General features: G+C 43.8%; 23 protein-coding genes. 15 read left to right on the forward strand and 8 right to left on the reverse strand.

What is annotated here, in order from left to right:
• A partial coding sequence (locus tag Xbed_RS08625) for an adhesion domain-containing protein (protein ID WP_244182446.1) occupies window positions 1–568 on the forward strand: 568 nt, incomplete at its 5' end.
• Between the two features lie 259 nt (window positions 569–827).
• Here the strand turns inward: Xbed_RS08625 and Xbed_RS08630 are convergent.
• The gene (locus Xbed_RS08630; protein ID WP_086112529.1) at window positions 828–1,205 is read right to left on the reverse strand and encodes a type II toxin-antitoxin system VapC family toxin; all 378 of its coding nucleotides are present in this window, start codon (window positions 1,203–1,205) and stop codon (window positions 828–830) included.
• Window positions 1,205–1,408: a type II toxin-antitoxin system VapB family antitoxin gene (locus tag Xbed_RS08635; RefSeq protein ID WP_086112530.1), complete on the reverse strand. Its 204-nt coding sequence runs from the start codon at window positions 1,406–1,408 to the stop codon at window positions 1,205–1,207. The genes Xbed_RS08630 and Xbed_RS08635 overlap by 1 nt, the downstream gene beginning before the upstream one ends.
• A gap of 371 nt (window positions 1,409–1,779) precedes the next feature.
• Between Xbed_RS08635 and Xbed_RS08640 the strand changes: the two genes are divergently transcribed.
• Window positions 1,780–2,250 (forward strand): hypothetical protein, encoded by a 471-nt coding sequence (locus tag Xbed_RS08640; protein WP_086112531.1) that lies wholly within the window; start codon window positions 1,780–1,782, stop codon window positions 2,248–2,250.
• Between the two features lie 127 nt (window positions 2,251–2,377).
• Here the strand turns inward: Xbed_RS08640 and dsbB are convergent, their stop codons facing one another.
• Both dsbB and nhaB read right to left on the reverse strand, forming a co-directional pair.
• Window positions 2,378–2,902, reverse strand: a complete 525-nt coding sequence (dsbB, locus tag Xbed_RS08645) for a disulfide bond formation protein DsbB (protein WP_086112532.1) — start codon at window positions 2,900–2,902, stop codon at window positions 2,378–2,380.
• Between the two features lie 105 nt (window positions 2,903–3,007).
• Entirely contained in the window at window positions 3,008–4,552 is a 1,545-nt protein-coding gene (gene nhaB, locus Xbed_RS08650) for a sodium/proton antiporter NhaB (protein ID WP_086112533.1), read from the reverse strand.
• Window positions 4,553–4,920: 368 nt separating this feature from the next.
• On the opposite strand from nhaB, the gene fadR reads away from it, so the two are divergent.
• The 3 genes from fadR to Xbed_RS08670 all read left to right on the forward strand — a co-directional run bounded on the left by fadR (window position 4,921) and on the right by Xbed_RS08670 (window position 9,004).
• Window positions 4,921–5,643: a fatty acid metabolism transcriptional regulator FadR gene (gene fadR, locus Xbed_RS08655; protein WP_086112534.1), complete on the forward strand. Its 723-nt coding sequence runs from the start codon at window positions 4,921–4,923 to the stop codon at window positions 5,641–5,643.
• A 723-nt stretch (window positions 5,644–6,366) separates the two neighbouring features.
• Complete coding sequence (locus tag Xbed_RS08665) at window positions 6,367–7,398, forward strand: methyltransferase (RefSeq protein ID WP_086112536.1); 1,032 nt, start codon at window positions 6,367–6,369, stop codon at window positions 7,396–7,398.
• Window positions 7,399–7,462: 64 nt separating this feature from the next.
• The gene (locus tag Xbed_RS08670) at window positions 7,463–9,004 is read left to right on the forward strand and encodes an FAD/NAD(P)-binding protein (protein WP_086112538.1); all 1,542 of its coding nucleotides are present in this window, start codon (window positions 7,463–7,465) and stop codon (window positions 9,002–9,004) included.
• Between the two features lie 6 nt (window positions 9,005–9,010).
• Here the strand turns inward: Xbed_RS08670 and Xbed_RS20505 are convergent, their stop codons facing one another.
• Window positions 9,011–9,145: a hypothetical protein gene (locus tag Xbed_RS20505; RefSeq protein ID WP_279625516.1), complete on the reverse strand. Its 135-nt coding sequence runs from the start codon at window positions 9,143–9,145 to the stop codon at window positions 9,011–9,013.
• Between the two features lie 508 nt (window positions 9,146–9,653).
• On the opposite strand from Xbed_RS20505, the gene Xbed_RS08675 reads away from it, so the two are divergent.
• From Xbed_RS08675 to Xbed_RS08690, 4 genes are all read left to right on the forward strand, one after another.
• On the forward strand, window positions 9,654–10,985 hold the full coding sequence (locus Xbed_RS08675; protein ID WP_086112539.1) for a D-amino acid dehydrogenase: 1,332 nt from the start codon (window positions 9,654–9,656) through the stop codon (window positions 10,983–10,985).
• Between the two features lie 18 nt (window positions 10,986–11,003).
• Window positions 11,004–12,071: a catabolic alanine racemase DadX gene (dadX, locus tag Xbed_RS08680; RefSeq protein ID WP_086112540.1), complete on the forward strand. Its 1,068-nt coding sequence runs from the start codon at window positions 11,004–11,006 to the stop codon at window positions 12,069–12,071.
• 267 nt (window positions 12,072–12,338) lie between these two features.
• The gene (gene rnd, locus Xbed_RS08685) at window positions 12,339–13,475 is read left to right on the forward strand and encodes a ribonuclease D (RefSeq protein ID WP_167371886.1); all 1,137 of its coding nucleotides are present in this window, start codon (window positions 12,339–12,341) and stop codon (window positions 13,473–13,475) included.
• 237 nt (window positions 13,476–13,712) lie between these two features.
• Entirely contained in the window at window positions 13,713–14,327 is a 615-nt protein-coding gene (locus Xbed_RS08690; RefSeq protein WP_086112542.1) for a rhomboid family intramembrane serine protease, read from the forward strand.
• A gap of 220 nt (window positions 14,328–14,547) precedes the next feature.
• On the opposite strand, the gene minE is transcribed toward Xbed_RS08690, so the two are convergent.
• The 3 genes from minE to minC are packed head-to-tail and all read right to left on the reverse strand — an operon-like array spanning window position 14,548 to window position 16,340.
• Window positions 14,548–14,817, reverse strand: a complete 270-nt coding sequence (minE, locus tag Xbed_RS08695) for a cell division topological specificity factor MinE (RefSeq protein WP_086112543.1) — start codon at window positions 14,815–14,817, stop codon at window positions 14,548–14,550.
• 3 nt (window positions 14,818–14,820) lie between these two features.
• Window positions 14,821–15,633: a septum site-determining protein MinD gene (gene minD, locus Xbed_RS08700; protein ID WP_086112544.1), complete on the reverse strand. Its 813-nt coding sequence runs from the start codon at window positions 15,631–15,633 to the stop codon at window positions 14,821–14,823.
• 23 nt (window positions 15,634–15,656) lie between these two features.
• A complete protein-coding gene (gene minC / locus Xbed_RS08705; RefSeq protein ID WP_086112545.1) occupies window positions 15,657–16,340 on the reverse strand; it encodes a septum site-determining protein MinC in 684 nt (227 codons plus the stop codon).
• Window positions 16,341–16,501: 161 nt separating this feature from the next.
• Here minC and Xbed_RS08710 point away from each other — a divergent pair, with 161 nt between their 5' ends.
• The 6 genes from Xbed_RS08710 (at window position 16,502) to Xbed_RS08735 (ending at window position 22,248) form a co-directional block, all read left to right on the forward strand.
• Window positions 16,502–16,780, forward strand: coding sequence for a YcgL domain-containing protein (locus Xbed_RS08710; RefSeq protein ID WP_086112546.1), 279 nt, complete (start codon window positions 16,502–16,504; stop codon window positions 16,778–16,780).
• Window positions 16,781–16,828: 48 nt separating this feature from the next.
• Entirely contained in the window at window positions 16,829–17,929 is a 1,101-nt protein-coding gene (locus Xbed_RS08715; protein WP_086112547.1) for a lytic murein transglycosylase, read from the forward strand.
• A gap of 76 nt (window positions 17,930–18,005) precedes the next feature.
• On the forward strand, window positions 18,006–18,662 hold the full coding sequence (locus Xbed_RS08720) for a fumarylacetoacetate hydrolase family protein (RefSeq protein ID WP_086112548.1): 657 nt from the start codon (window positions 18,006–18,008) through the stop codon (window positions 18,660–18,662).
• An 18-nt stretch (window positions 18,663–18,680) separates the two neighbouring features.
• Window positions 18,681–19,118, forward strand: coding sequence for a YcgN family cysteine cluster protein (locus tag Xbed_RS08725; RefSeq protein ID WP_208612216.1), 438 nt, complete (start codon window positions 18,681–18,683; stop codon window positions 19,116–19,118).
• Between the two features lie 192 nt (window positions 19,119–19,310).
• Entirely contained in the window at window positions 19,311–19,622 is a 312-nt protein-coding gene (gene ghoS, locus Xbed_RS08730) for a type V toxin-antitoxin system endoribonuclease antitoxin GhoS (protein WP_086112550.1), read from the forward strand.
• Between the two features lie 889 nt (window positions 19,623–20,511).
• Window positions 20,512–22,248: a type VI secretion system baseplate subunit TssF gene (locus tag Xbed_RS08735; RefSeq protein WP_086112551.1), complete on the forward strand. Its 1,737-nt coding sequence runs from the start codon at window positions 20,512–20,514 to the stop codon at window positions 22,246–22,248.
• Window positions 22,249–22,251 lie beyond the last annotated feature (3 nt).

A 22,251-nucleotide genomic window follows, 5' to 3' on the forward strand; every position in this document is an offset into this window, starting at 1 on the left:
TACAAATGAGAATGGGGAGTTGATTATCAAGGTCACCGACCCGGATGGGAAAGGCGTGAAAACTACCTTGAAAGTGACGGCTGAGGGAGCCAGTGGTTCTCTTTCGGCCAAGAATCAGGATGTGACCTTTACCGTGATTACCAGCCCGGATGTGTCTAAAGCCAATTACTGGGGGCACATGCAAGACACTATTGTAGCTGGTGGAATGACTTTTCACCGACCCACATTAAAAGCAGAGCTAGCCGGGGATACTCCTAGTGATAATGGTCTCATCAATAACGAGGAATGGACAACTGTTGCCACTGATAATGTGATTAGCTTTTGCGCTAATCGCGGTCTACAGACGCCATACGCTTCCGAGTATCAGACACTAGCGAACCAAGCTAATACAGGAGGAAAGACGCAGATGGTATACAAAAAATATGGATGGCTTAAAAATTGGAGTTACTATGCATACGATAAATTTACTTCAGGTAAAAACGAAGGGGAACGAAAGAAAGTAGATCTTGGGGACGGAGAAATTATAAAAGGTATTAAAGATAATCCAGTGGCATGCCGTAACAAATGAGAATATAAAAATCATTTAATTTAATAGCCAGATAGAATCAAAAACCCAAACTGCCCCAAGTTATCACCATCACCAACAAGGGGCAGTTTTTCATCCTCAGAACCGATTTCTATCCCGAACCTGAACAACCTGACTGACCCGCACCAATACACCGACCAATGCCAATCACCTATTTATATAAAACCATCCCGGATGTGTCGATTTGATTTTCCAACGGACACAGGTCATAAGTGCTCTGAAGACGCAGCCAGCGTAACGGTCAATGAATCGGCTGATAACTTGCATTAAGACGTTTAGCCAATATCTCAAGTCGCTTATCCAATGTCCAAAGTCTTGCTCCTGGCGTTATCAGGGTTGAGGCCAACAACGTAATATCAACCAAACCACATCCAAGCCCATACAGTTTTTCGTTTTCAATAAACGCCATCACTTCGGCAATACTGGCTTTATGACTCTGTGGTAACAGACCTAGATCACCAAGTGTTCGCAGTCTTGGAGCCGGAGGGGTACCACAAGCTATCTCTGTCAATACCATTGGGTGAATCAGAACCAGATCCCGGCTTAGCAACTGAATCAACCCGTCATTCCGGTTTTTGAAATGGTCAACCCAGACGGATGTATCAACCAAAATAGTCATTATTCGGATGTATCCTCGTGGCGGCGGGGGATCATCTGCATTTCAGGCGATGTACCACCAAGTGAAGCCAGCCTTTTTGCCGCCTGCACCCGAACAAACGTTTTCATCGCTTCGCGGAAAATATCAGCCTTATCCATGCTTGGATCGGCCATTTCCAGCGCCTGTGCATACAGCACATCATCAATCGTGACAGTAGTTCGCATTTGATTACCTCATTTGCTCCTATATTGATGTAACATTACATCAATATAGGAGCAAACACAAATAGGAGCAAACACAAGGCCGCATCGTTACGTTAGGACTATAAACGAACGTTTTTGCGTATAGTAGGATGAAAAAAAAGTTGGCAGTTATCGCAGCTATCCGGTCACTCCCCCTTGTCGCCAAACTAATATCAAAATTAAGGATGTCTTCAAGACACCGCGAAAAAAAAGCAGGTAAAAAAATATTGGATGTATGGTTTGAAAAATTTAATTATTAAGATTCTGTATATGAACCATAACTTATAATCAACTTGAGAATTTTTTAATTAATCTAATTCAGACATCATTCACCATTACCATGGAGTTAATTTATGAAAAAATTTAATGAAATTCATACTGATTCTTTTGAAGGAGAAGCTAAAGTTATACTGAAATTTGCCTATGCTGTATTAAAGGATGGTACTTTAGCGCCTCAATATGACGCTGAGTGTTTTAAAAAACTATCAAGTCCTGGATCAAAATATGTTGGTTTAAACGTGAACAACAGGTATAACATAAATATAAAAACTGAAATAATGTTTGCCAGGTCGGAGTTTATTTCTCCAAGCAATTACAGACCGTTAGTCGTTACTCTAGCGCCGTTAGGGATAAGTAATATATATGAATTTATGGGTAGCGTAGGGTCAGACATTAATATATTTTTTAGTCTTGATAAGGATTTAAAAAATCCAGCTAGCACATTTTTGATACTAAACAAAGAGAAAGAATATAATTGCGTTATTTCGAGTTCAGGTAAACATCACGATGGAATAAGGAGATGGTTGTATACCCATCGTCATTGAAGATCTTACCACCGCCAGACGAGCACATCTGCATCAATTCTGACGATAGAACTGCCCTTGTTCGGCTTTTTTCCAGAAGTCATCATCCAGTGGAGTATCATCACCAACAAGGGGCAGTTTTTCATCCTCAGAACCGGTTTCTATCCCGAACCCGCACAACCTGACTGACCAGCACCAACACACCCACCACGAGATAAGCGGCGAAAATGCCGATCAACCATTGCGGCATATCCAGTGTCAGGAATTCCCATTGCCTCATTGAACAATCCCCGGTGGCTTCAAATACCGCCGGCAGCCAGTGGTTTAACGGCAACCAGGACGGGAAATTGACAAAAAAATCGCAGGTGTTAAACGGGGAAGGGTAGAGCTGCATCATGGTGTGATCCCATGCCAGTCGCAGCCCCTGCCATGCGCTGTAAACCCACAGCAGGGCAGCCAGCCAGCGCAAGGGGGTTTTCGGCGCCATGGCACCCAGCACGGCGGCCGCAAAAACACCCCACAACGCCACACGTTCATAAATGCACATCACACAGGGTTGTAACTGCTTCACATGCTGAAAATAAAGCGCGGTGGCTTCAAGGGCAAGGGCGGTCAGCGCCATCAGTAACCATGCGCCTCGCCCTTGGGAACGCTGTTTTAAAAACTGGAACATTTTTTGTTCTTCCCATTGATTAAAGATAAATAACCGGCCTATTGTGCCGTTTCAGCCGGCATAAAAAAATAACATTAGCCTCAACCGCGCTATTTTTTCAGTCAATCAGAGCGGTGCGATCAAACCCAGCCTGATGAGATATTCCGTGGCCGGCACCAGCCAGAACTCAACACACAACAGACCCACTAAGGTCATCACAATCGTATAGGGCAACGCCATCATCACCATGCGGCCATAAGAGAGGCGGATCAACGGAGACAGGGCAGACGTCAGCAGGAACAGGAAAGCCGCCTGTCCATTGGGAGTGGCGACGGAAGGTAAATTTGTGCCGGTATTGATGGCGACGGCAAGGAATTCATATTGTTGCTGAGAAATCAGGCCGTCTTTGAGCGCCATTAACGCTTCATTAATATAGACCGTCCCTACGAACACGTTGTCAGAAACCGCAGAGAGCAAGCCATTAAATAAATAGAACAGGGAAAGCTGTGAAGCGGGTGAAGACTGCAAGACAAACTGAATAAATGGGGTAAACAGTTGTTGGTCAACAATCACGGCAACCACGGAAAAGAACACGGTTAACAAGGCGGTAAACGGCAGGGCTTCCTCAAACGCTTTCCCCAAGGCGTGCTCTTCCGTCACACCACAAAACGCGGTGGTCAGAATAATCACCGACAGACCAATCAAACCCACTTCGGCCAGATGAAAAGCCAATGCCGCAATCAGCCAAATACCAATTAATGCCTGAACGACAAGCTGGGCTTTTTCCTGACGGGTGCGTTTTTCACTGGCTTTTTGATTGTAATCTTCCAGAACCGCACGAACACGCTCAGGCAATTCAGCACCGTAACCAAACAGCTTAAAATGTTCGATCAGCACACAGACCAGCAAACCACAGACAAAAACAGGCATAGTCACCGGTGACATACGAATAAAGAAAGTGACAAAATCCCAGCCAACGTGCTTGGCGATAATCAGGTTTTGTGGCTCTCCGACCATGGTCATGACGCCGCCCAGTGCAGTACCGACGCCGGCGTGCATCATCAGGCTGCGCAGAAATGCCCGGAACTGCTCCAACGTCTGTTTTTTATCTTCACTGTCAATGAACTTGTCATCACTCAGCTCAAAACTGCTTTCTTGGGAAAGAAATTGGTGATAGATGGCGTAAAACCCGACGGAAACACTGATAACCACGGCAATCACCGTCAAGGCATCAAGAAAAGCGGATAAGAAAGCGCTCGCCAGACAGAATGCCAGTGCCAGCATTTTCTTTGAGCGGATACTTAACAGCAGCTTAGTGAAAACAAACAGCAGTAACTGTTTCATAAAGTAAATGCCCGCCACCATGAAAATCAGCAGTAAAATGACTTCCAGGTTGTTACTGATCTCATGGCCTATCTGTTTGGGTGACGTCATCCCGATAATGACGGCTTCAATGGCGAGCAGCCCACCGGGTTGCAGGGGATAGCATTTTAAGGCCATTGCCAGTGTGAAGATAAACTCAACAACGAGCATCCAGCCAGCAACAAAGGGGCTGACAAAGAAATAAACCAGTGGATTGATGATAAGAAAAACCATGATAACCAGTTTGTACCAATCCGGCGAATTGCCGAGAAAGTTTTTCACCACTGCGCGTCGGATACTGATTTCCATTATTATTAACATTCCTCTTTGTGTATACGTGGAACAGATCTAAGAAATAGATGGGCATAGTACGCCCAACACGATAACAATTTAAGGGCATTGGCACATAATTAATCCGTGAATTATTGCTTTTTTACGAGCTGTTTCACTGTTTCGCGGTTTATTTACCGGGTATCTATACCCAAAATAATTCGAGTTGCATCGCGGCGGCAAGGGAGCACATCCCCGGGAGCATAGATCACTATGTGACCGGGGTGGGTGAGCGTAGCCAACAAAGAGGCAACTTGAAGTATGACGGGTATATATCGAATCAGCACATTCTGGTATGATCAGCCGCTATTATTAGCCAAGAAAACTGCTTTGGAATAATTAAAATTATGGTCATTAAGGCTCAAAGTCCTGCGAGTTTCGCGGAAGAGTATATCATTGAAAGTATTTGGAATAATCGCTTTCCACCCGGTACCATACTACCCGCAGAACGTGAATTATCTGAATTGATCGGTGTCACCCGCACGACTTTACGTGAAGTGTTACAGCGCCTTGCCCGTGATGGTTGGTTAACCATTCAGCATGGAAAACCCACAAAGGTTAATAATTTCTGGGAAACCTCCGGTCTTAATATTTTGGAAACACTGGCGCGTCTTGATCATGATCGTGTGCCTCAGTTGATTGATAACTTATTGGCAGTGCGGACGAATATCGCCGCTATCTTTATCCGTACTGCATTCCGGCAAGATCCTGAGAAGTCGCTGGAAGTTCTGGCAGAAAAAGAAAATGTGGAAGATACCGCCGAGTCTTTCAGTGCGGTGGATTATGATATTTTCCGTGGTCTGGCGTTTGCTTCCGGAAACCCCATCTATGGTTTGATCATTAATGGGTTGAAAGGGTTATACACCCGCGTGGGGCGTTATTATTTCTCCAGCCCTGAGGCACGCAAGCTGGCATTGAATTTCTACCAGCAGTTGAGTTTACTGTGTCAGGAACAATCTTATGACAAGATCATGGATTGTGTGCGTACTTATGGTAAAGAGAGTGGAATGATCTGGCACGGTATGCAGAGCACCATGATCAATGAATTAACAGAAGCGCGTTTCGGCTGATTATTTACCCTTCGTCTTTCAAGTTGCAGCTTTATGGGCTGCACTTACTCACCCTTTGGCTGGGCAAATTCGTTCCTTTGCCGCCGTGATGCAATCCGAATGATTTTGGGTATAAGCATATCCATGATTATTCTTTCCCGAAATAATTTTCATTAGGAATAAAGTAATCCGTTTTGTCTCTATTGTTCTCTTTCTTTTTTGTTACGATTTATCAATTATCGATTATGAATTAAAAAAAGTGTTGTTTAGGTGTGGATATAAATAAGTTTTCATAATAGTGATACACTGAAATTCCGAAGATCCCTTACTCCCCGCGCAGCGGGGAGTAAGGAAGTGTTCTACAATTTTGAAATGTCATTTATATCCATTACTCATTCCCCTATATATATAAAATTTCATTTTATCCCATCAAAAAGATACCAGTATCTCAAATGAAAATTATCTACATGTTGTAAAGAAAATACTTCCTCTCAGTAGAATCCATACTCATTTTCCCAACAGATTGAAAGTACTACGATAAAAATTTTTTGTAAAAACAATCTTATTTATTACACCTGCCTTAATAATATGAATTACAAAAATATACCTGCACACAAGATTTTTTACTATTGTTGGAAAAACTATTTTTGAGTTAATAATATGAGTGAAATAATCATGTAATTTTATTTTTTTAAAATTACTTTTTGGGACTACTTTTAACAGCAATAATGAATGAGGTTTCATATGAACTTAAACAATAATACCGCAGTTATCTCCAGTGATATGTCAGACGCTGTGTACTTACTTAATCAAACAGTAGGTTATACTTATCAAGCTGCACTTCGTGCAGCCGCTGCTCTCGGTATCGCCGATCATTTGGTTGATGAACCAAAAACAGCGCATGAACTTGCCCAAGCCGTCGGAGCCCAAGAGCAACAGCTATACCGGATGCTACGGTTGCTTGCCACGAGAGATATTTTTTGTGAAATCGAAGAAAATAAGTTTGCACTAACACCCGCCGCTGAATTTTTACGGACAGACACACACTATTCCCTGCGGGCAGCCGTACTGATGCTGACTGATAAGACAGTTTGGAATCCTCTCGGTGACGTTGTGGAAAGTGTTCGGGGCAATCCGGCCTTCAAACACATCTACGGGCTTTCTTTCTTTGATTACTGGGCACAATCAGACAGACGGACTGATGACTTCCATGCCGGCATGTCATCAATGTCGGTGGTGGAAAATCTGTTTCTGGTGCGCAGTTATGACTTCCCGGAAAATGCAACCGTTGTCGATGTGGCAGGAGGATTTGGTGGTCTGTTATTGGAGGTGTTACAGGCGAATACAACCCTGAAAGGTATCCTTTTTGACCAGCCCTATGTCTTGGAAAGGCACAAACTCGGAGCGCTAGGAGACGATACACGGTGGGAGCTTGCATCGGGTGACTTTTTCGAGTCGTGCCCTCCGGGCGATATATACCTACTCAAGTACATTATGCACGACTGGTCTGATGAGCAATGTGTGCGCATTCTGCGTAACTGTCGGGAAGCGATGGCGCCTAACGGGCGAATTCTGGTGATGGACCCAGTGATCCCCAGTGGCAACATGCCGCACACAGGTAAGGAATTGGATCTCCTCTGTATGGGGATTTACGAAGGGGGACGCGAACGAACAGAAGATGAGTTACGACAATTGTTGGCTAATGCTGGATTGAAACTAAATCGTGTCATCAATACAGACTTCTACATTTCGATTGTCGAAGCAATTGCTGAATAAATGCCTTCGCATTAAATCAGCCAGATAAGGTTTTCTTATTTCACGATATATTGAGGAAATAGTGATGCCATTTCAAAAGAAAAGAAGTCTTGCAATTGTAGGCGGTGGAGCTGCAGGAGTGGCAACTTTCATCGCAGCAGTGCAACATCGTGTAGCGCAAGCCATTTATATTCTTGAGCCTAAATATATTGGTCCCGGAATAGCATTTTCCAATTTGGATAGCGATATACTCTGCAACACCTCGGTTGATACCATGTCAGTCGTGGAAGATAATCCTCTGGATTTTCTGGATTATCTGCATAAAATTGGCCATATCGTTACACCGGAATCTTTCGTGCCACGGCAATGGGTGGGGGATTATCTAAATGAAAGGTTTCTGGAATTCAGCGCCATTGCTTACAAGGTAGGTATTCGTGTTTTCCATATACCTCACTTAGTTAGGCGATTGAAGATAAACTCACACCGTCGTTATACACTTTGGCACGGTAACGTCTTTACACCTCAACATCTAGAAGTGACTGATGTCATTTTCTGTACCGGTGCCGGCGCTTCCCGGATGCCTAAGCTCTTGCAACCGCACTTGACCCATCCAACTTTTATTCCGTGTCCATATCCAGAGGCGAGTATGTTAGCCAAAATACCCCCTCAATCACGGGTATTGGTTATCGGAAGTAAACTTTCAGCAATCGACGCGGCTATCGTGCTCTGTCGTGAAGGCCATCAGGTGACTATGGCGTCGCCGTCAGGAGATATTCCTGCGGTTCGTTCGCGATTTATACGAAGCCTTGGCACCGTCTTTAAGCATGAAAACATGAGGTCGATAATGGCCCACAAGGAGAATCAATCGACAAGTTCCTTTCCTGACTCATTGAAACACAGGTATCTAAAATATTTTTACCGTGCACTCAAAAAACACACAAAGATATCATGGCGAGAGCAGTTTTCTAATGCCAATAGTTATCGAGAACGTCTTCGGGAAGAAATCGCTATTGCTGAACAAGGAAAGAGTCAATGGCAAGATATCATCGTAAATTTCATCGATGTCATTAACGCAGTTCATCTCACTGATAAAATCTATTTCGGCGGTTCGTTTCACCCCAATGCTGAAAAAATACTTCGTCGATATATCGGAGCCGTTGCTTTGCCCAATGCAAAAAAACTGCTGCAATACATAGATAATGGTTCTCTTATCATCCAGCAAGGAGAAATCTTAAATGTTGCCACAGAGGAGGGAGAGACAGGAACTTGGTTAGTCAATTTAGGTCAGGATGATCAATCGTTTGATGCTGTTGTCGCAGCGGTTGGTTACCATCGGCCTAATTTTGTCATTGACAAGAATAGGTCACTTGAGATTGACGTTTACGGACATCGTTCAGAATATGCCGTATCGATCTCGCCAGAGATGGCAGCCAGTCACCCTTACCTGCAAGAAAAAGAAAGTATTTGGTTTGTCGGAATACCAGCACATAGGCGGTTATGGGTGCCCAACGCCCTCATCGTGGCAGTGAATGTAGCTACCCGAGTTGTTAAGAATATGATGAAAATAGATATTCAGGTCACATCATCTGTCAACAACAATGAAAAAGAACTAGAAATTTGCGAATAATTTTGATTACACACTCAGCACAGATTTTCCTTCAGGTTCCGATTCCTGAAGAAGAAAATCCATGTCAAGCAAATTAATACAACGATAAGGTACGGTACGCTCCGGCGTACCGTACCATAAATAATCATTGCGTATTACCACGAAGAAGATCACTTCCTAACGCTGTTTCTCAAGTCATGATAATGGGTAGCGCATCAAATACATAAGCCATCCGGTTGGCGCGTTATATTTCTTTAGTTGACAGCCCCACTTGCTGAACATTTATCCAAACTGAATAATCCCTTTTTTTAAACTATTATTCTATTCAACTAATATCTTGACGATATTTTATATCGATAATTTGTGTTTTTGTGGATTTTATTGTAATTCTGCATTGTGAATTTAATGTTTCTTTTTTGCCGCAAAAATCACTTTAATTGATGAAAATTAATGGCGTAATCAGAATTTAATTCTATGGCAATGAGTTGATATTACTTAAATTTATTGTTTTTTGCCTGGTGTTTCAAATCAATATTTTATTGTTAACTTGTAATAAAATTGTGACTTAAATCTTATAAGTTAATTAATTTGTCGCAGTCTATTATTCTGTATTGGATTTTTATCCTTAGCATATTATGCTTATGGAAATTATTCACCAAGGGAGGACAAAATGAAGGTCCTTATTTTAGGCAGTGGCGTTATTGGCGTAACCAGCGCATGGTATCTTGCGCAGGAAGGCCATGAAGTTATCGTAATTGATCGCCAGAATAGTGCAGCCGAAGAAACCAGTGCCGGTAATGCCGGTCAAATATCACCGGGGTATTCAACGCCTTGGGGAGCGCCAGGGATTCCACTGAAAGCCGTCAAGTGGATGTTCCAGCGACATGCACCTTTGGCCATTCGCCCCGATGGTTCGCTATTTCAATTGCGCTGGATGTGGGAAATGCTGCGCAATTGTGATGCAAGCCATTACGTCATGAATAAAAGCAGAATGGTTCGCTTGGCAGAATATAGCCGTGACTGCATTAAGCAACTGAGGGCAGAGACGGGGATCCAATATGAAGGGCGTCAGGGCGGAACCCTGCAACTGTTCAGAACCGCCAAACAATTTGATAATGCTGCCAATGATATTAAAGTGTTGGAGCAAGAAGGCGTTCCTTATCGGCTATTGACTGCTGAACAATTGGCCATTGTGGAACCGGCTCTTGCCCATTCCTCTCATAAACTGACCGGCGGATTGCAATTGCCGAATGATGAAACCGGTGATTGCCAGATTTTTACCAAGACACTGGCAAAAATGGCCGAAGACGCTGGCGTGAAGTTTATCTTCAACAAACAGGTTAAACAAATTTTGGTGGATGGGAATAACGTCACTGGTATCCAATGTCATAATGATAACGGTCATAATGATAACGGCCATGACGATATCATGACTGCGGATCATTATGTGGTGGCGATGGGTTCTTATTCCACGGAAATATTGAAAGATCGGGTCAAAATTCCGGTTTATCCCATGAAAGGCTATTCATTGACGATGCCGGTTTTGGATGAATCAAGGGCACCCGTTTCAACCGTTCTGGATGAAACCTATAAGATTGCCATTACCCGTTTTGATAATCGCATTCGTGTGGGGGGGATGGCAGAAGTTGTCGGCTTTAATCTGAATGTCCTCCAATATCGGTGTGAAACGCTGAAAATGGTTGTGCAAGATCTTTACCACAATGGCGGCAAGATTGAGGAAGCCTCATTCTGGACCGGTTTGCGTCCGATGACGCCGGATGGAACGCCGATTGTCGGCCCCACCCAATATCCGAACCTTTATTTAAATACCGGGCATGGAACACTCGGCTGGACGATGGCCTGTGGCTCAGGAAAGTTGTTGGCTGATCTTATTTCAGGTAAGCGACCTGACATTGCGGCAGATGACCTCTCTGTATTTAGGTATATTGATGGATTCAATATCAAAGTGCTTCCCATGAAGCCTCATTTACATACTGCATAAATCATAAAAGGGGTCGTCATGCCACGTCCTATTTTGGCAACGATCCATCTCGACGCATTCCACCATAATTTAGCGATTATTCGCCAAAAGGCGGGTAACAGTAAAGTTTGGTCTGTGGTGAAAGCGAATGCGTACGGGCATGGATTGGACAGAATATGGCAATCACTCATGCAGACGGATGGATTTGCACTGCTTGACATGAATGAAGCTATTTATTTAAGGGAACAGGGTTGGCAAGGGCCGATTCTGTTATTGGAAGGTTTTTTCAAGCCGGCGGATTTACAAATTATCGATGAACATCGTTTGACAACCGCAGTACATAGCCATTGGCAGCTTGAGGCGATAGAAAAAACCAGATTGGACAATCCCATTGATGTCTATTTGAAGCTCAATAGTGGCATGAATCGATTAGGATTCACGCCAGAAGAATTCCCACAGCTCGTTTCAACAGTGAGAGGGATTAAAAATGTCAATTCAGTGACTCTGATGACCCATTTTGCCAATTCGGATCATGAAGTGGGTGTTGATGGGCAGTTTGCCGCTGTTGAACGTTTACAAATGAACTCCCTCCCTCATTGTTTGGCTAATTCTGGTGCTGTTTTGTGGTATCCGGAGACTCATGGGGATTGGGTACGCCCGGGCATTATTCTGTATGGAGCATCGCCAAGCGGAAAGTGGCGTGATATTGAGGAGGTTGGCTTGAAGCCAGCCATGACGTTGCAAAGTGAAATCATTGCGGTGCACGATCTCCCCAAGGGCGAAAAAATTGGCTACGGCAGTCGCTATACGACTCAGCAACCCATGCGTGTGGGTACCGTCGCCTGTGGCTATGCAGATGGGTATCCGCGACATGCCCCAACGGGCACCCCCGTTGTGGTTGATGGCGTCCGCACCCGATTATTGGGTGCCATCTCAATGGATATGCTCTCCGTTGATTTAACACCCTGCCCACAAGCCAATATCGGCAGTACGGTCGAGTTGTGGGGGCAAAAATTACCGGTGGATGAAGTCGCAGAATCGGCAGGAACCATTGGGTATGAACTGCTGTGTGCTTTGGCAAAACGAGTCCCTGTCGTCGTCGCTTAATTTTTTTAGTAGGGTGATTTAGTAGATTGATTTAGTAAATTGATTGTCCCGGCTTCCACCAAGGGGGAGGCCGGATACCACTGCCTATCAGGGTGGCAAGTGAAAAACCTGTCCGATATTCTATGTGGGGTTATAATGTGGAGCCATAGGTATGGCTATCCGGATAATGGAAGCCGGGCTATTTTATTGTTTGTACATAATCGTGTACATGTTATATTTTTTAGTATTTATTTCAATGCAACATAATTGTATTTAAAGGATATTTTATTGTTTAATTGTAACTATCAGTGGATTACTACCGATGCACAATTGCAGTCAATCTGTGAGCGGGCAAAAAAACACGCAAGAATTGCATTAGATACTGAATTTGTACGTACACGGACGTATTATCCCCAATTAGGTTTGATACAACTGTTTGATGGTGAACAGCTTTCTTTGATTGATCCCCTCGACATTTCGCAGTGGCAACCCTTTAAGGCGTTGTTGGCTGATCCCGACGTATTAAAATTTATCCATGCCGGCAGTGAAGATTTAGAGGTGTTTGGAAATAGCTTTCAGTGTCTGCCGGAACCGATGATTGATACTCAGGTATTGGCGGCATTTGTTGGTCATCCGATATCATGCGGTTTTGCAACCCTGGTGGCTGAATATCTGAATGTGGAACTGGATAAGAGTGAATCCCGCACTGATTGGCTGGCGCGTCCGTTGAGCGAAAAGCAATGTGAATATGCTGCGGCTGATGTCTATTACTTATTGCCTTTGGCCGATATTCTGATGGCGAAAACCGAGCTGGTGGGATATTTGGAGGCGGCAAAAGATGAAAGTCATCTGATTGCCCAACGCCGTAAAGAAGTACTCATGCCGGAATGCGCTTATAAGGAGATTGGCAATGCATGGCAATTGCGTCCAAGGCAATTGGCTTGTCTGAAAAAACTGGCGGCCTGGCGATTAAATCAGGCGCGGGAGCGTGATTTAGCGGTCAATTTTGTGGTCCGTGAAGAAAATTTATGGCAGGTCGCCCGTTATATGCCGACTTCTCTGGGAGAGTTGGATGCCTTGGGGTTAAGTGGGCAGGAAATCCGTTGTCATGGCCGTCGGCTGCTGGCGATGGTGGCTGAGAGCAAAAATATCCCAGAAGAAGAATGTCCGGCTCAAATTATGAACTTGATAGATTATCCGGGTTATCGCAAGGCTTTCAAAGAAATTAAGTCACTGATTACTCAGGTCAGTGAATCCCATGATTTCAGTACGGAGTTGTTGGCTTCCCGTAGACAGATTAACCAACTGCTCGGTTGGCATTGGAAATTGAAGTCGCCGGAGTATCAACCCGAATTACTCAGGGGTTGGCGTGGGAAATGGCTGGCTGAACCGATTGCCGAAATATTGATGAATTATTCAGAGTGATAGACGTCGCCGTTCCTAGTAAAGGATATCATTTTGATTCCCTGCCTGATAAAACAGGCAGGGAAGTTTGGCGGTTTTAACCTGAATTTCCGTCCCATCGGATCATAATAGTGAGTATTGGCGTAAGCATGTTGTAAGAATATAAAATCCAGTAAAATTAATGACATATCTATTACATTGAAAGATTTGCCTGATATGATTTATGACGCCATGTAATGATTATAAAGGAAATATTGAATGTTAAAAATTGAAAAGGTTCCTATAATAACCGTATTGATAGTCTGTGTGACAATTGGTTATTCCACATTTGTTTCATATTCATTGACGGATAGTTTTATCGGTAAAATAAGTATTATAGATCTAGTGAAATATGGTGGGTTAACACCAAATAGCTTATATGAATTTGAGTATTGGCGACTTCTGGTTTCTCAGTTCATACATGTTAAACAACTGCATATGGTCTACAATGTACTCTCATTTTCCCTACTGGGAATGTTATTGGAAAAACATCTCGGGTCTAAATTTTTATTAGTTTTATGGTTTACTTCTGGTGCGTTGGGAACCCTTTATAGCACACACTTTGTGAGTTACCCTTGGAATATTGGTACAGGAGCATCACAAGCTGTTTTGGGCGTATCTTCCTTTGCATTGTTGTTGGTTTTTGTCAAAGAGCATACCTCTAGGATATTAAAGTTTGCGGTGGTTTTTTCCATACTGCCGGCAATGACTTTAGATTTTATTTATGCTCATTACCCGAAACCTGGCCATGTTCTCGCTATTTGTATTGGGCTTGCAATGAGTTTGTTTTTCTACAGGAAAAATAAATCTTATTTTGATAATGTTGCTATCTGAACATAATCATTATCCATTAATAAATGAATAATGCGAAAATACGCTATGAAACTCTCAGGGCGAGAATCCATATCTTGCCAGTCGGCATGTTGTCCTTTTAGATAATCGCGGGAAAATAGGCCAATAATGCATCTGGATCCTAAATCGGGATACTATGGCATCCCGATTTATTATTCCTGAAAAATCACTGTATTAAATTAAATAGCATCATTTGATGCCGTTATTTTGGCGATTCTTCAATCTCAGGCAATGTTACATTAAGTTCTAATACAGAAATGTCATCATTCTTTTGCTCAAACTGAACAGAAAGCATATCTGGATCAATTTGTACATATTTACAAATAACAGCCAGAATATCTCGTTTCATTTCAGGCAAATAGGCAGGCTCGGAATCACCACGGCGTCGTTCTGCCACGATGATTTGCAGCCGTTCCTTGGCAATATTGGCTGTCGGTTTTTTTCTCGACAGGAAGAAATCTAACAAAGCCATGCGTTACCCCCCAAACAGGCGTTTTAAAAAGCCCTTTTTCTCTTCTTCGATGAAACGGAAAGGCCGTTCTTCACCAAGTAAACGTAAAACAGTATCTTCGTATGCTTTACCCGCATCAGATTCTTTATCCAGAATCACCGGCTCTCCCTGATTAGATGAGCGGAGAACAGATTGATCTTCCGGAATAACCCCAAGTAAAGGAATACACAGAATTTCCAGTACATCTTCCATACTCAGCATATCACCACGGCTCACTCGCCCGGGGTTATAACGTGTCAGCAGAAGATGTTCTTTGATGGGGTCATTCCCTTGTTCTGCCCGGCGTGATTTAGAGGCTAGGATACCTAAAATACGGTCAGAGTCACGAACAGATGAAACTTCCGGGTTTGTTGTAATAATGGCTTCATCGGCAAAATAAAGTGCCATCAATGCACCGCTTTCAATACCTGCGGGTGAATCACAGATAATGTATTCAAACCCTTGTTGATCTAATTCATTCAGAATTTTTTCGACGCCCTCGCGAGTCAGGGCTTCTTTATCGCGGGTTTGGGAGGCGGGCAGAATATAGAGATTCTCTGTGCGTTTATCTTTGATAAGCGCTTGGTTTAAGCCGGCATCACCCTGAATGACGTTCACGAAGTCAAAAACCACTCGGCGTTCACAGCCCATAATCAAATCGAGGTTCCGCAGACCGATATCAAAATCGATAACGACGGTTTTTTTCCCCCTTTGGGCGAGACCGGTAGCAATGGCCGCGCTTGAAGTGGTTTTGCCAACGCCACCTTTACCAGATGTAACAACAATAATGCGTGCCATGAAGCGATTCCTTGTTATAAGGGCTAGACTAAGGTTTCAATAGTTAATTCATTATCCACCAGACGTAATTTTGCGGCTTTGCCGACAAAATTTTCTGGGATTTTTTCGCTGAGCCAATATTGACCGGCAATAGAGGTGAGTTCAGCGTTTAAATGGGTGCAGAAAATCTGGCTATCTTGATCACCAGATGCGCCTGCCAATACTCGTCCACGCAGCACACCATATATATGAATATTTCCATCAGCGATTAATTCTGCACCAGCGCTCACATTATTTGTCACAATGAGATCACTATTGGGTGCATAAATTCTTTGTCCTGAACGAACAGGCGTATTAATTATACGAGTTTTTTTGAAAATAGGGTCAGCCGGATTATTTTCTTGAGTAAGAACTTTCTGACTTTTTCCTTCTTTCAATAAAGGGAGTTCGGATTTTAGAACAATTTTTCGTTGTTCTTCATCTTGACAACCGCTGATACCAACAATACGCAACCCGGCTGACTCAATGGCCCGGTGGAGTGCGGGGAGATCTGCCCCAACAGGGAGAGCAGATATATTGATCACTACGGGCGCATTTTTCAGGAATTCAGGCGCCTGTGCCATTTTTTCCTGCATGGCTCTGTGAATGACTTCCGGCTGGTCATCATACAAATGAACGACCGAAAGCGTAAAATTACTGCCTTTTAGCTCTATTGGCGATTGTGACATCGATATTTTGACTCAGCATGGTTAAGTTTCCCAAAAGTAGTTTACTAAAACATTTTCCTGATACAGCCTCTGGGAGACGATATTCTGAAATATAATAAGCATGTTATAGTTAGTGAATTATTCAAGCAAGTCGCAGAGTTAATTTAAAAGAGTTTATGACAATGATTTGTGTAATCTATAGAAGTTCAAAACGTGACCAGACATATCTTTATGTCGAAAAAAAAGGCGATTTTTCGCGCGTTCCTGAAGCGTTGTTAAAGACATTTGGTGATCCTCAATATTCAATGATGATTTCATTATCTGAAAGAAAAAAACTGGCCAATGCCGATATTGAAAAAGTGAAAACCGCTTTGCATGAACAAGGGTTCTACTTGCAGGTGCCACCACCAGTAGAAAGTTTAATCAATAAACATCTGGCATCAAATAAACCCACCGCATAATGAAAGAATAGCAGGCCATTGCCCGATCCTGAACGGAGGAGCTGATTTATGAAATTAATCACAGGAGTGACCTTATTGGCAGCGACTTTGCTGGCAGGGTGCAGTTCATCCAGTGGAAAACAGTTGTACGGCCCATCCATGTACAGCCCGTCCACGTTGAAAACGCAATCACAAACTGAAGTTAAAACACTGGTGCACCATTTTCCTCTAGACTCCCGTGAACCATCACAATTTCCTGCTTATGTGGCGTTACTGAAACAGCAAGCGAGGGCGCAGGGTATCAGCGAAAAAACATTGGATCGGGGATTTGCCAATATCCATTTTATTTCGCGCGTCATTAAAGCGGATCGTAACCAGCCAGAAAAAAAGATTACCTTGGAGAGTTATTTGAACCGGGTGTTGCCGGCCGGGAAGATTGAACAGGGGGTCAGGCAGTATGAAGATCATCTCCCCCAGCTAGAAAAAATCAGTCAGAAATACGGTGTACCTAAAGCCTATATTGTTGCTTTGTGGGGACTGGAAAGCGGTTTTGGCAAAATTCAGGGAAAAGAAGATGTCATTTCAGCATTAGCCACCCTGGCGTTTGAAGGTCGCCGGGAAGTGTTTTTTATCAATCAGTTATTGGCAGCACTGGAAATCATTGAAAATCAATATATCGATGCGGATCAAACATTGAAAGGCTCTTGGGCGGGGGCAATGGGGCAAAGCCAATTCATGCCAAGCTCTTATTTAACTTATGGGGCTGATGGCAATGGTGATGGAAAAATAGATATCTGGCACAATAAGGAAGATGTTTTTGCCTCAACCGCCAATTACCTGAAGAAAGAAGGGTGGCAACAAGGGTTACCGTGGGGATATGCCATCACATTGCCTGCGGGTTTTGATGCCACACTAGAAGGTATAAAGTCCGAACAGGGAAAGACCATTGCCCAATGGCAGGCATTGGGAATTTCATCTCCCCATTTTGCTGATTTGCCCGCGAATACCAAAGGTTGGGTTGTCATTCCTGATGATCCGACATCACAGGCATTTTGGGTAACGCAAAATTTCCGTACGATCATGCACTGGAATCGTTCTTACTATTTTGCACTGAGTGTGGGTATGATGGCAGATGGTATTACACAACGAACGCATTTTCTCACTCACTGAAAATTGGGTTCTGGCACCATCAGGGCTTGAAGTATGACGGGTATCAGTGGATTGAAAACGAAATAAGGGGAATGCTATGTACCAACATCGGGATTGGCAAGGCGTACTACTGAATTTTCCGGCCAATAAAGTGGTTTGTGTCGGCAGTAATTACGTCAATCACATGAAAGAAATGGGCTCTCAACCGACTGAAGAGCCTGTCATATTTATCAAACCTGAAACGGCGCTTTGCGATCTCTGCCAGCCGGTTTTCATCCCACAGGAATTGGGTTCTGTACACCATGAAATTGAATTGGCTGTCTTGATTGGATCGACACTCAAAAATGCCAATGAGGAGCGGGTCAGTCAGGCTATTGCCGGTTTTGCGGTGGCATTGGATTTGACGTTACGTGATTTGCAGCGTGAGTTTAAACAATCCGGACAACCGTGGGAAAAGAGCAAAGCCTTTGATAGATCATGCCCGATATCAGGATTTATTCCCGTGAATGCCTTTGGCAATCCACAAAATGCCCAACTTTCTCTGACCATCAATGGCGAATTGCGTCAGAATGGCAATACGAGTGACATGAGAACGCCGATCATTCCATTGATTAGCTATATGTCGCGTTTTTTTACCTTACGCCCGGGCGATATTGTCTTGACGGGAACACCTGAAGGCGTAGGGCCACTGCAATCTGGTGATGTGCTGAACGTCTCTCTGAACGAGCACGTTCTGACAACCAGAGTGATTTAACCATAAGGAATGACAGAAATTATGTCTCAACCTTTCTGGCAGGCGAAAAACCTGGAACAAATGACAGACCAAGAGTGGGAAGCATTATGTGATGGTTGCGGCCAGTGCTGCCTGAATAAATTGATGGATGAAGATACGGATGAAATTTATTTCACCAATGTCGCCTGCAATCAATTGAATATAAAAACCTGCCAGTGCAAGAATTATGAAGATCGTTTCAGATATGAACCGGATTGTATCAAATTAACGCGCGAGAATATGGTTACCTTTAAGTGGTTACCGAAAACCTGTGCTTATCGTTTGGTTGGTGAAGGGAAAAAACTGTTGCCGTGGCATCCCTTGATTAGTGGTTCAAAATCCGCCATGCACGCGGAACGTATTTCAGTCCGGTATATTGCTGTGCGTGAAGCGGAGGTTGTGGACTGGGAAGATCATATCCTCAATAAACCTGAGTAGTTGTTTTATTTGTTGATATAAAAGGGATTTTATATCAACAATAGGGGTTCGGGACACTTGTGGGGCATCTGCCATATCACACAAGTTCCGAAATTGTCATTAATATCGGATTTTTCTCTCTCTTTTCCAACTTTAAATAGTCAAGAAAAACTGATAGCTTGTCTGCTCAATAGTCAATACAAGGAAAGAAAAATGGCAAGTTATTTGATTCGCGTGGAACTTTATGGCACAGGTTCTGACGGCTATGAAAAATTACATAAAAGGATGACGGCGAATCAATTCAGCCAATCTATCCGTTTTCCTAACGGGAAATGGCATCGTCTTCCCAGTGGAACTTATGTTGGCAGTTCTTCACTGGAATCTGTCCAGTTGACGGAAAAGATTAAATCGATGGCTACACCGTTTTCAAACAAAGATCCCGCGATATTTGTTTGTACTTACAGTAACTGGAGTGCAGCGCTCTACCCTGAAAAACAACACACTGAATCCGGTTTCGGTGAGTGATTCAGCATATTGTGGGCTAAATAATTAGCCCAGTAAAATGTGAGTTTTTTGATTTAACGCGCATTATCGTTTGATTATTGTTCTATTTCTACGACAACCCTGCTAATTCCATACCCAGCGTAATAAATATTAGAATGGTACTTAGGCTGCCTAACTAATATATATGAAGGACTGTTGGTACGGTTTTTTTGTCAAACAGTCAAAGCCACTACCGTGCAGCTATGGAAATTTGTTTGATAACGAGGGAGAGTAAAAATGAATAACAGATGGATGAGCTATGTAACGTTTGTAGGGGTCTGGATTACTGTAACACTGATCATTGGTGTTATCTTGTCATAAAAATACGCAACTGAAATCAACACGATGACCTCGCTTCGGCGGGGTTTTTCCATATAGATACCACCAAAAATGCATTCCTGACAGGATAGTAACCCTTTCAAAGCCGCAGAGTTGGACATTATTTTGATGTTTATCCACTAAAGGCAACGTCTCTGACGATATTAAATAAACGCTACGTTATCTTGATTGGATATAGGCAAGAGAGACTTCATAGGAAATTTCCTAAAAAGTCAATCTGGTGTGATGGGTATCAGAAAATAATCTGTTTCTATGAATAATAGGCACCTGGCAGATCACTATATTATTAATGTTTTAATAAAGGTGGTCATGATCACATTTCAGGCAACGCCATGAATCCTTAACAAGAATGACACCTTATTTTGCTTGCATTGATATGCCTAATATTCAGGCAATGATATCTACATAAGAAAACCTTAGCAACACCATCAAATTCAGGTTTCTCTGAATCAGACCGCATGGAAAACCACTGCGCTATTGTTTTTAGAGGGGTCAATCTATTTGTAGAGTAGAAAGGAGCCTGACTGAAAAAATGAAAAAATTCGGGCAACATTTCCAGAACGAATTGAACTATCTCCGCGCCCTGCAAAAAAGAGCGGCTCAGGAAAATCCCCATTTGGATGACATACTCAGCGGACAAGATCCCGATGTTGAACGCCTGAATGAAGGCTTCGCTGCATTGATGGCGCGTCTGGGCCAGAAAGTGAATGATGCCAACCCTGAAGTGACGCTTCCACTGCTGCAACGTCTGCATTCTCAGCCGATTAAAGGGCTGCCTGCAACCAGTGTGATACAACTCAATGGAGACACCGCCGTTGATTTTGCTTGTTCACTACCGACAGGCACAAAAGTGTTTTCAGAGACCGGCGCGACATTCATCACCAGCCGGCCGTGTGATATTGAGCCATTGGCCCTGATCCGGCGGGAAATCAGTCATCAGGCACAGGAAACGCATCTCACTCTGACATTTGAATATACGGGCAAGGAGGAGTATTGGGAGATTAAACCCATCAGTCTGTTTCTCAGCCCGGATGAGACCCTGGCGGACACCCTGATGTTTTCGTTGTTGCAACGCTGTACTGATATTGTGTTTCATCAGGACGGTTTTCCTTATCCGATGGGGAGAATAGAACTGGAGCCGTTATCCGGCATGGAACAGTTGGTGTTGTCACCGCCACAGAAACACGGGAACTGGGCACTGCAAATGCTGATGGAAGCCCTGTATTTACCTCATGTCCATCATTTCCTGCGTCTGGTTTTGCCGACGTACACGCGGGATCGTTTAGCGATGAAAACGGCACGCGAATTCACTATCACACTGAAACTGGACGGTGAACTGGACGTATCTGCGGAACAAATGGCTGACGCTTTTCAGCTCCATTGTGTGCCCGTGGCCAATCGGCAGTTAATGCCCTTAACGGTTCCGTTTGTACCGGACACAGCCTGTTACCGTCTGCCCTTGCCGCCAGAAAAGGGGCTGCTGGAGGTGATCAATATCGAATTGGAGCAAGAGCCGGGTGATGGGCAGGAACGCGGTCATGAATACCGGTTCTATCCTGATCGGTTTCTGAACGGCATGAATCGCTACGCGGAGGAGGAACATGTCTGGTTCTATTCGCTGGCGGCGAGTGAGGATGCACTGGGCCGGTTGCAATGCGACCTGACGTTTCGCGACAGCCAAAGCCGGCTAATGGCGCAGCCGCCGGCCAGAAAATTTATTTGCCACATCATGGGTTTTGAATTCCTGACAACCCCACTGGCCCCGGGTGAAATTTGTTATGCAGAGGAAGCGCTGCCCGACCAATATCAGGTCAGAAACCTGACTCCCACCTCGTCGTGCTTTCCCCCGATAACCGACAGCCCCCACTATTGGACACTGTTGTCGCATTATTCCTCCAGCGCCTTCTTGCTGTATTCCCCGGACGCCCTGAAAGATTTTTTACTGGGTCACGATTTTTATGCCGATACAGACAGGAACGTGAGCCGAACGCTGCGGCGCAGAATTGCGGGCATTGTGGCGATAAATTCCGTTGCAGGGGACAGGATCATCAAGGGATCGCCTCACCGCTGTATGTTTGTGGATTTGGTACTGGATAAAACGGTCTACACCCATGATGGGGAAATGTTTCGGTTTGCCAATACAGTGCTCCGGTTTTTGCCTTTTTGCCTGACACAAAACATATACATGCTGATGACATGCAGCACAACGTCCGGTGAGTCCTATGCCGTGTCAGGTCGTCCCGTTCAGGGATATCGTCCGTTAATGTGAAAA

It is taken from the genome of Xenorhabdus beddingii, from assembly GCF_002127545.1.
Classification (GTDB): domain Bacteria; phylum Pseudomonadota; class Gammaproteobacteria; order Enterobacterales; family Enterobacteriaceae; genus Xenorhabdus; species Xenorhabdus beddingii.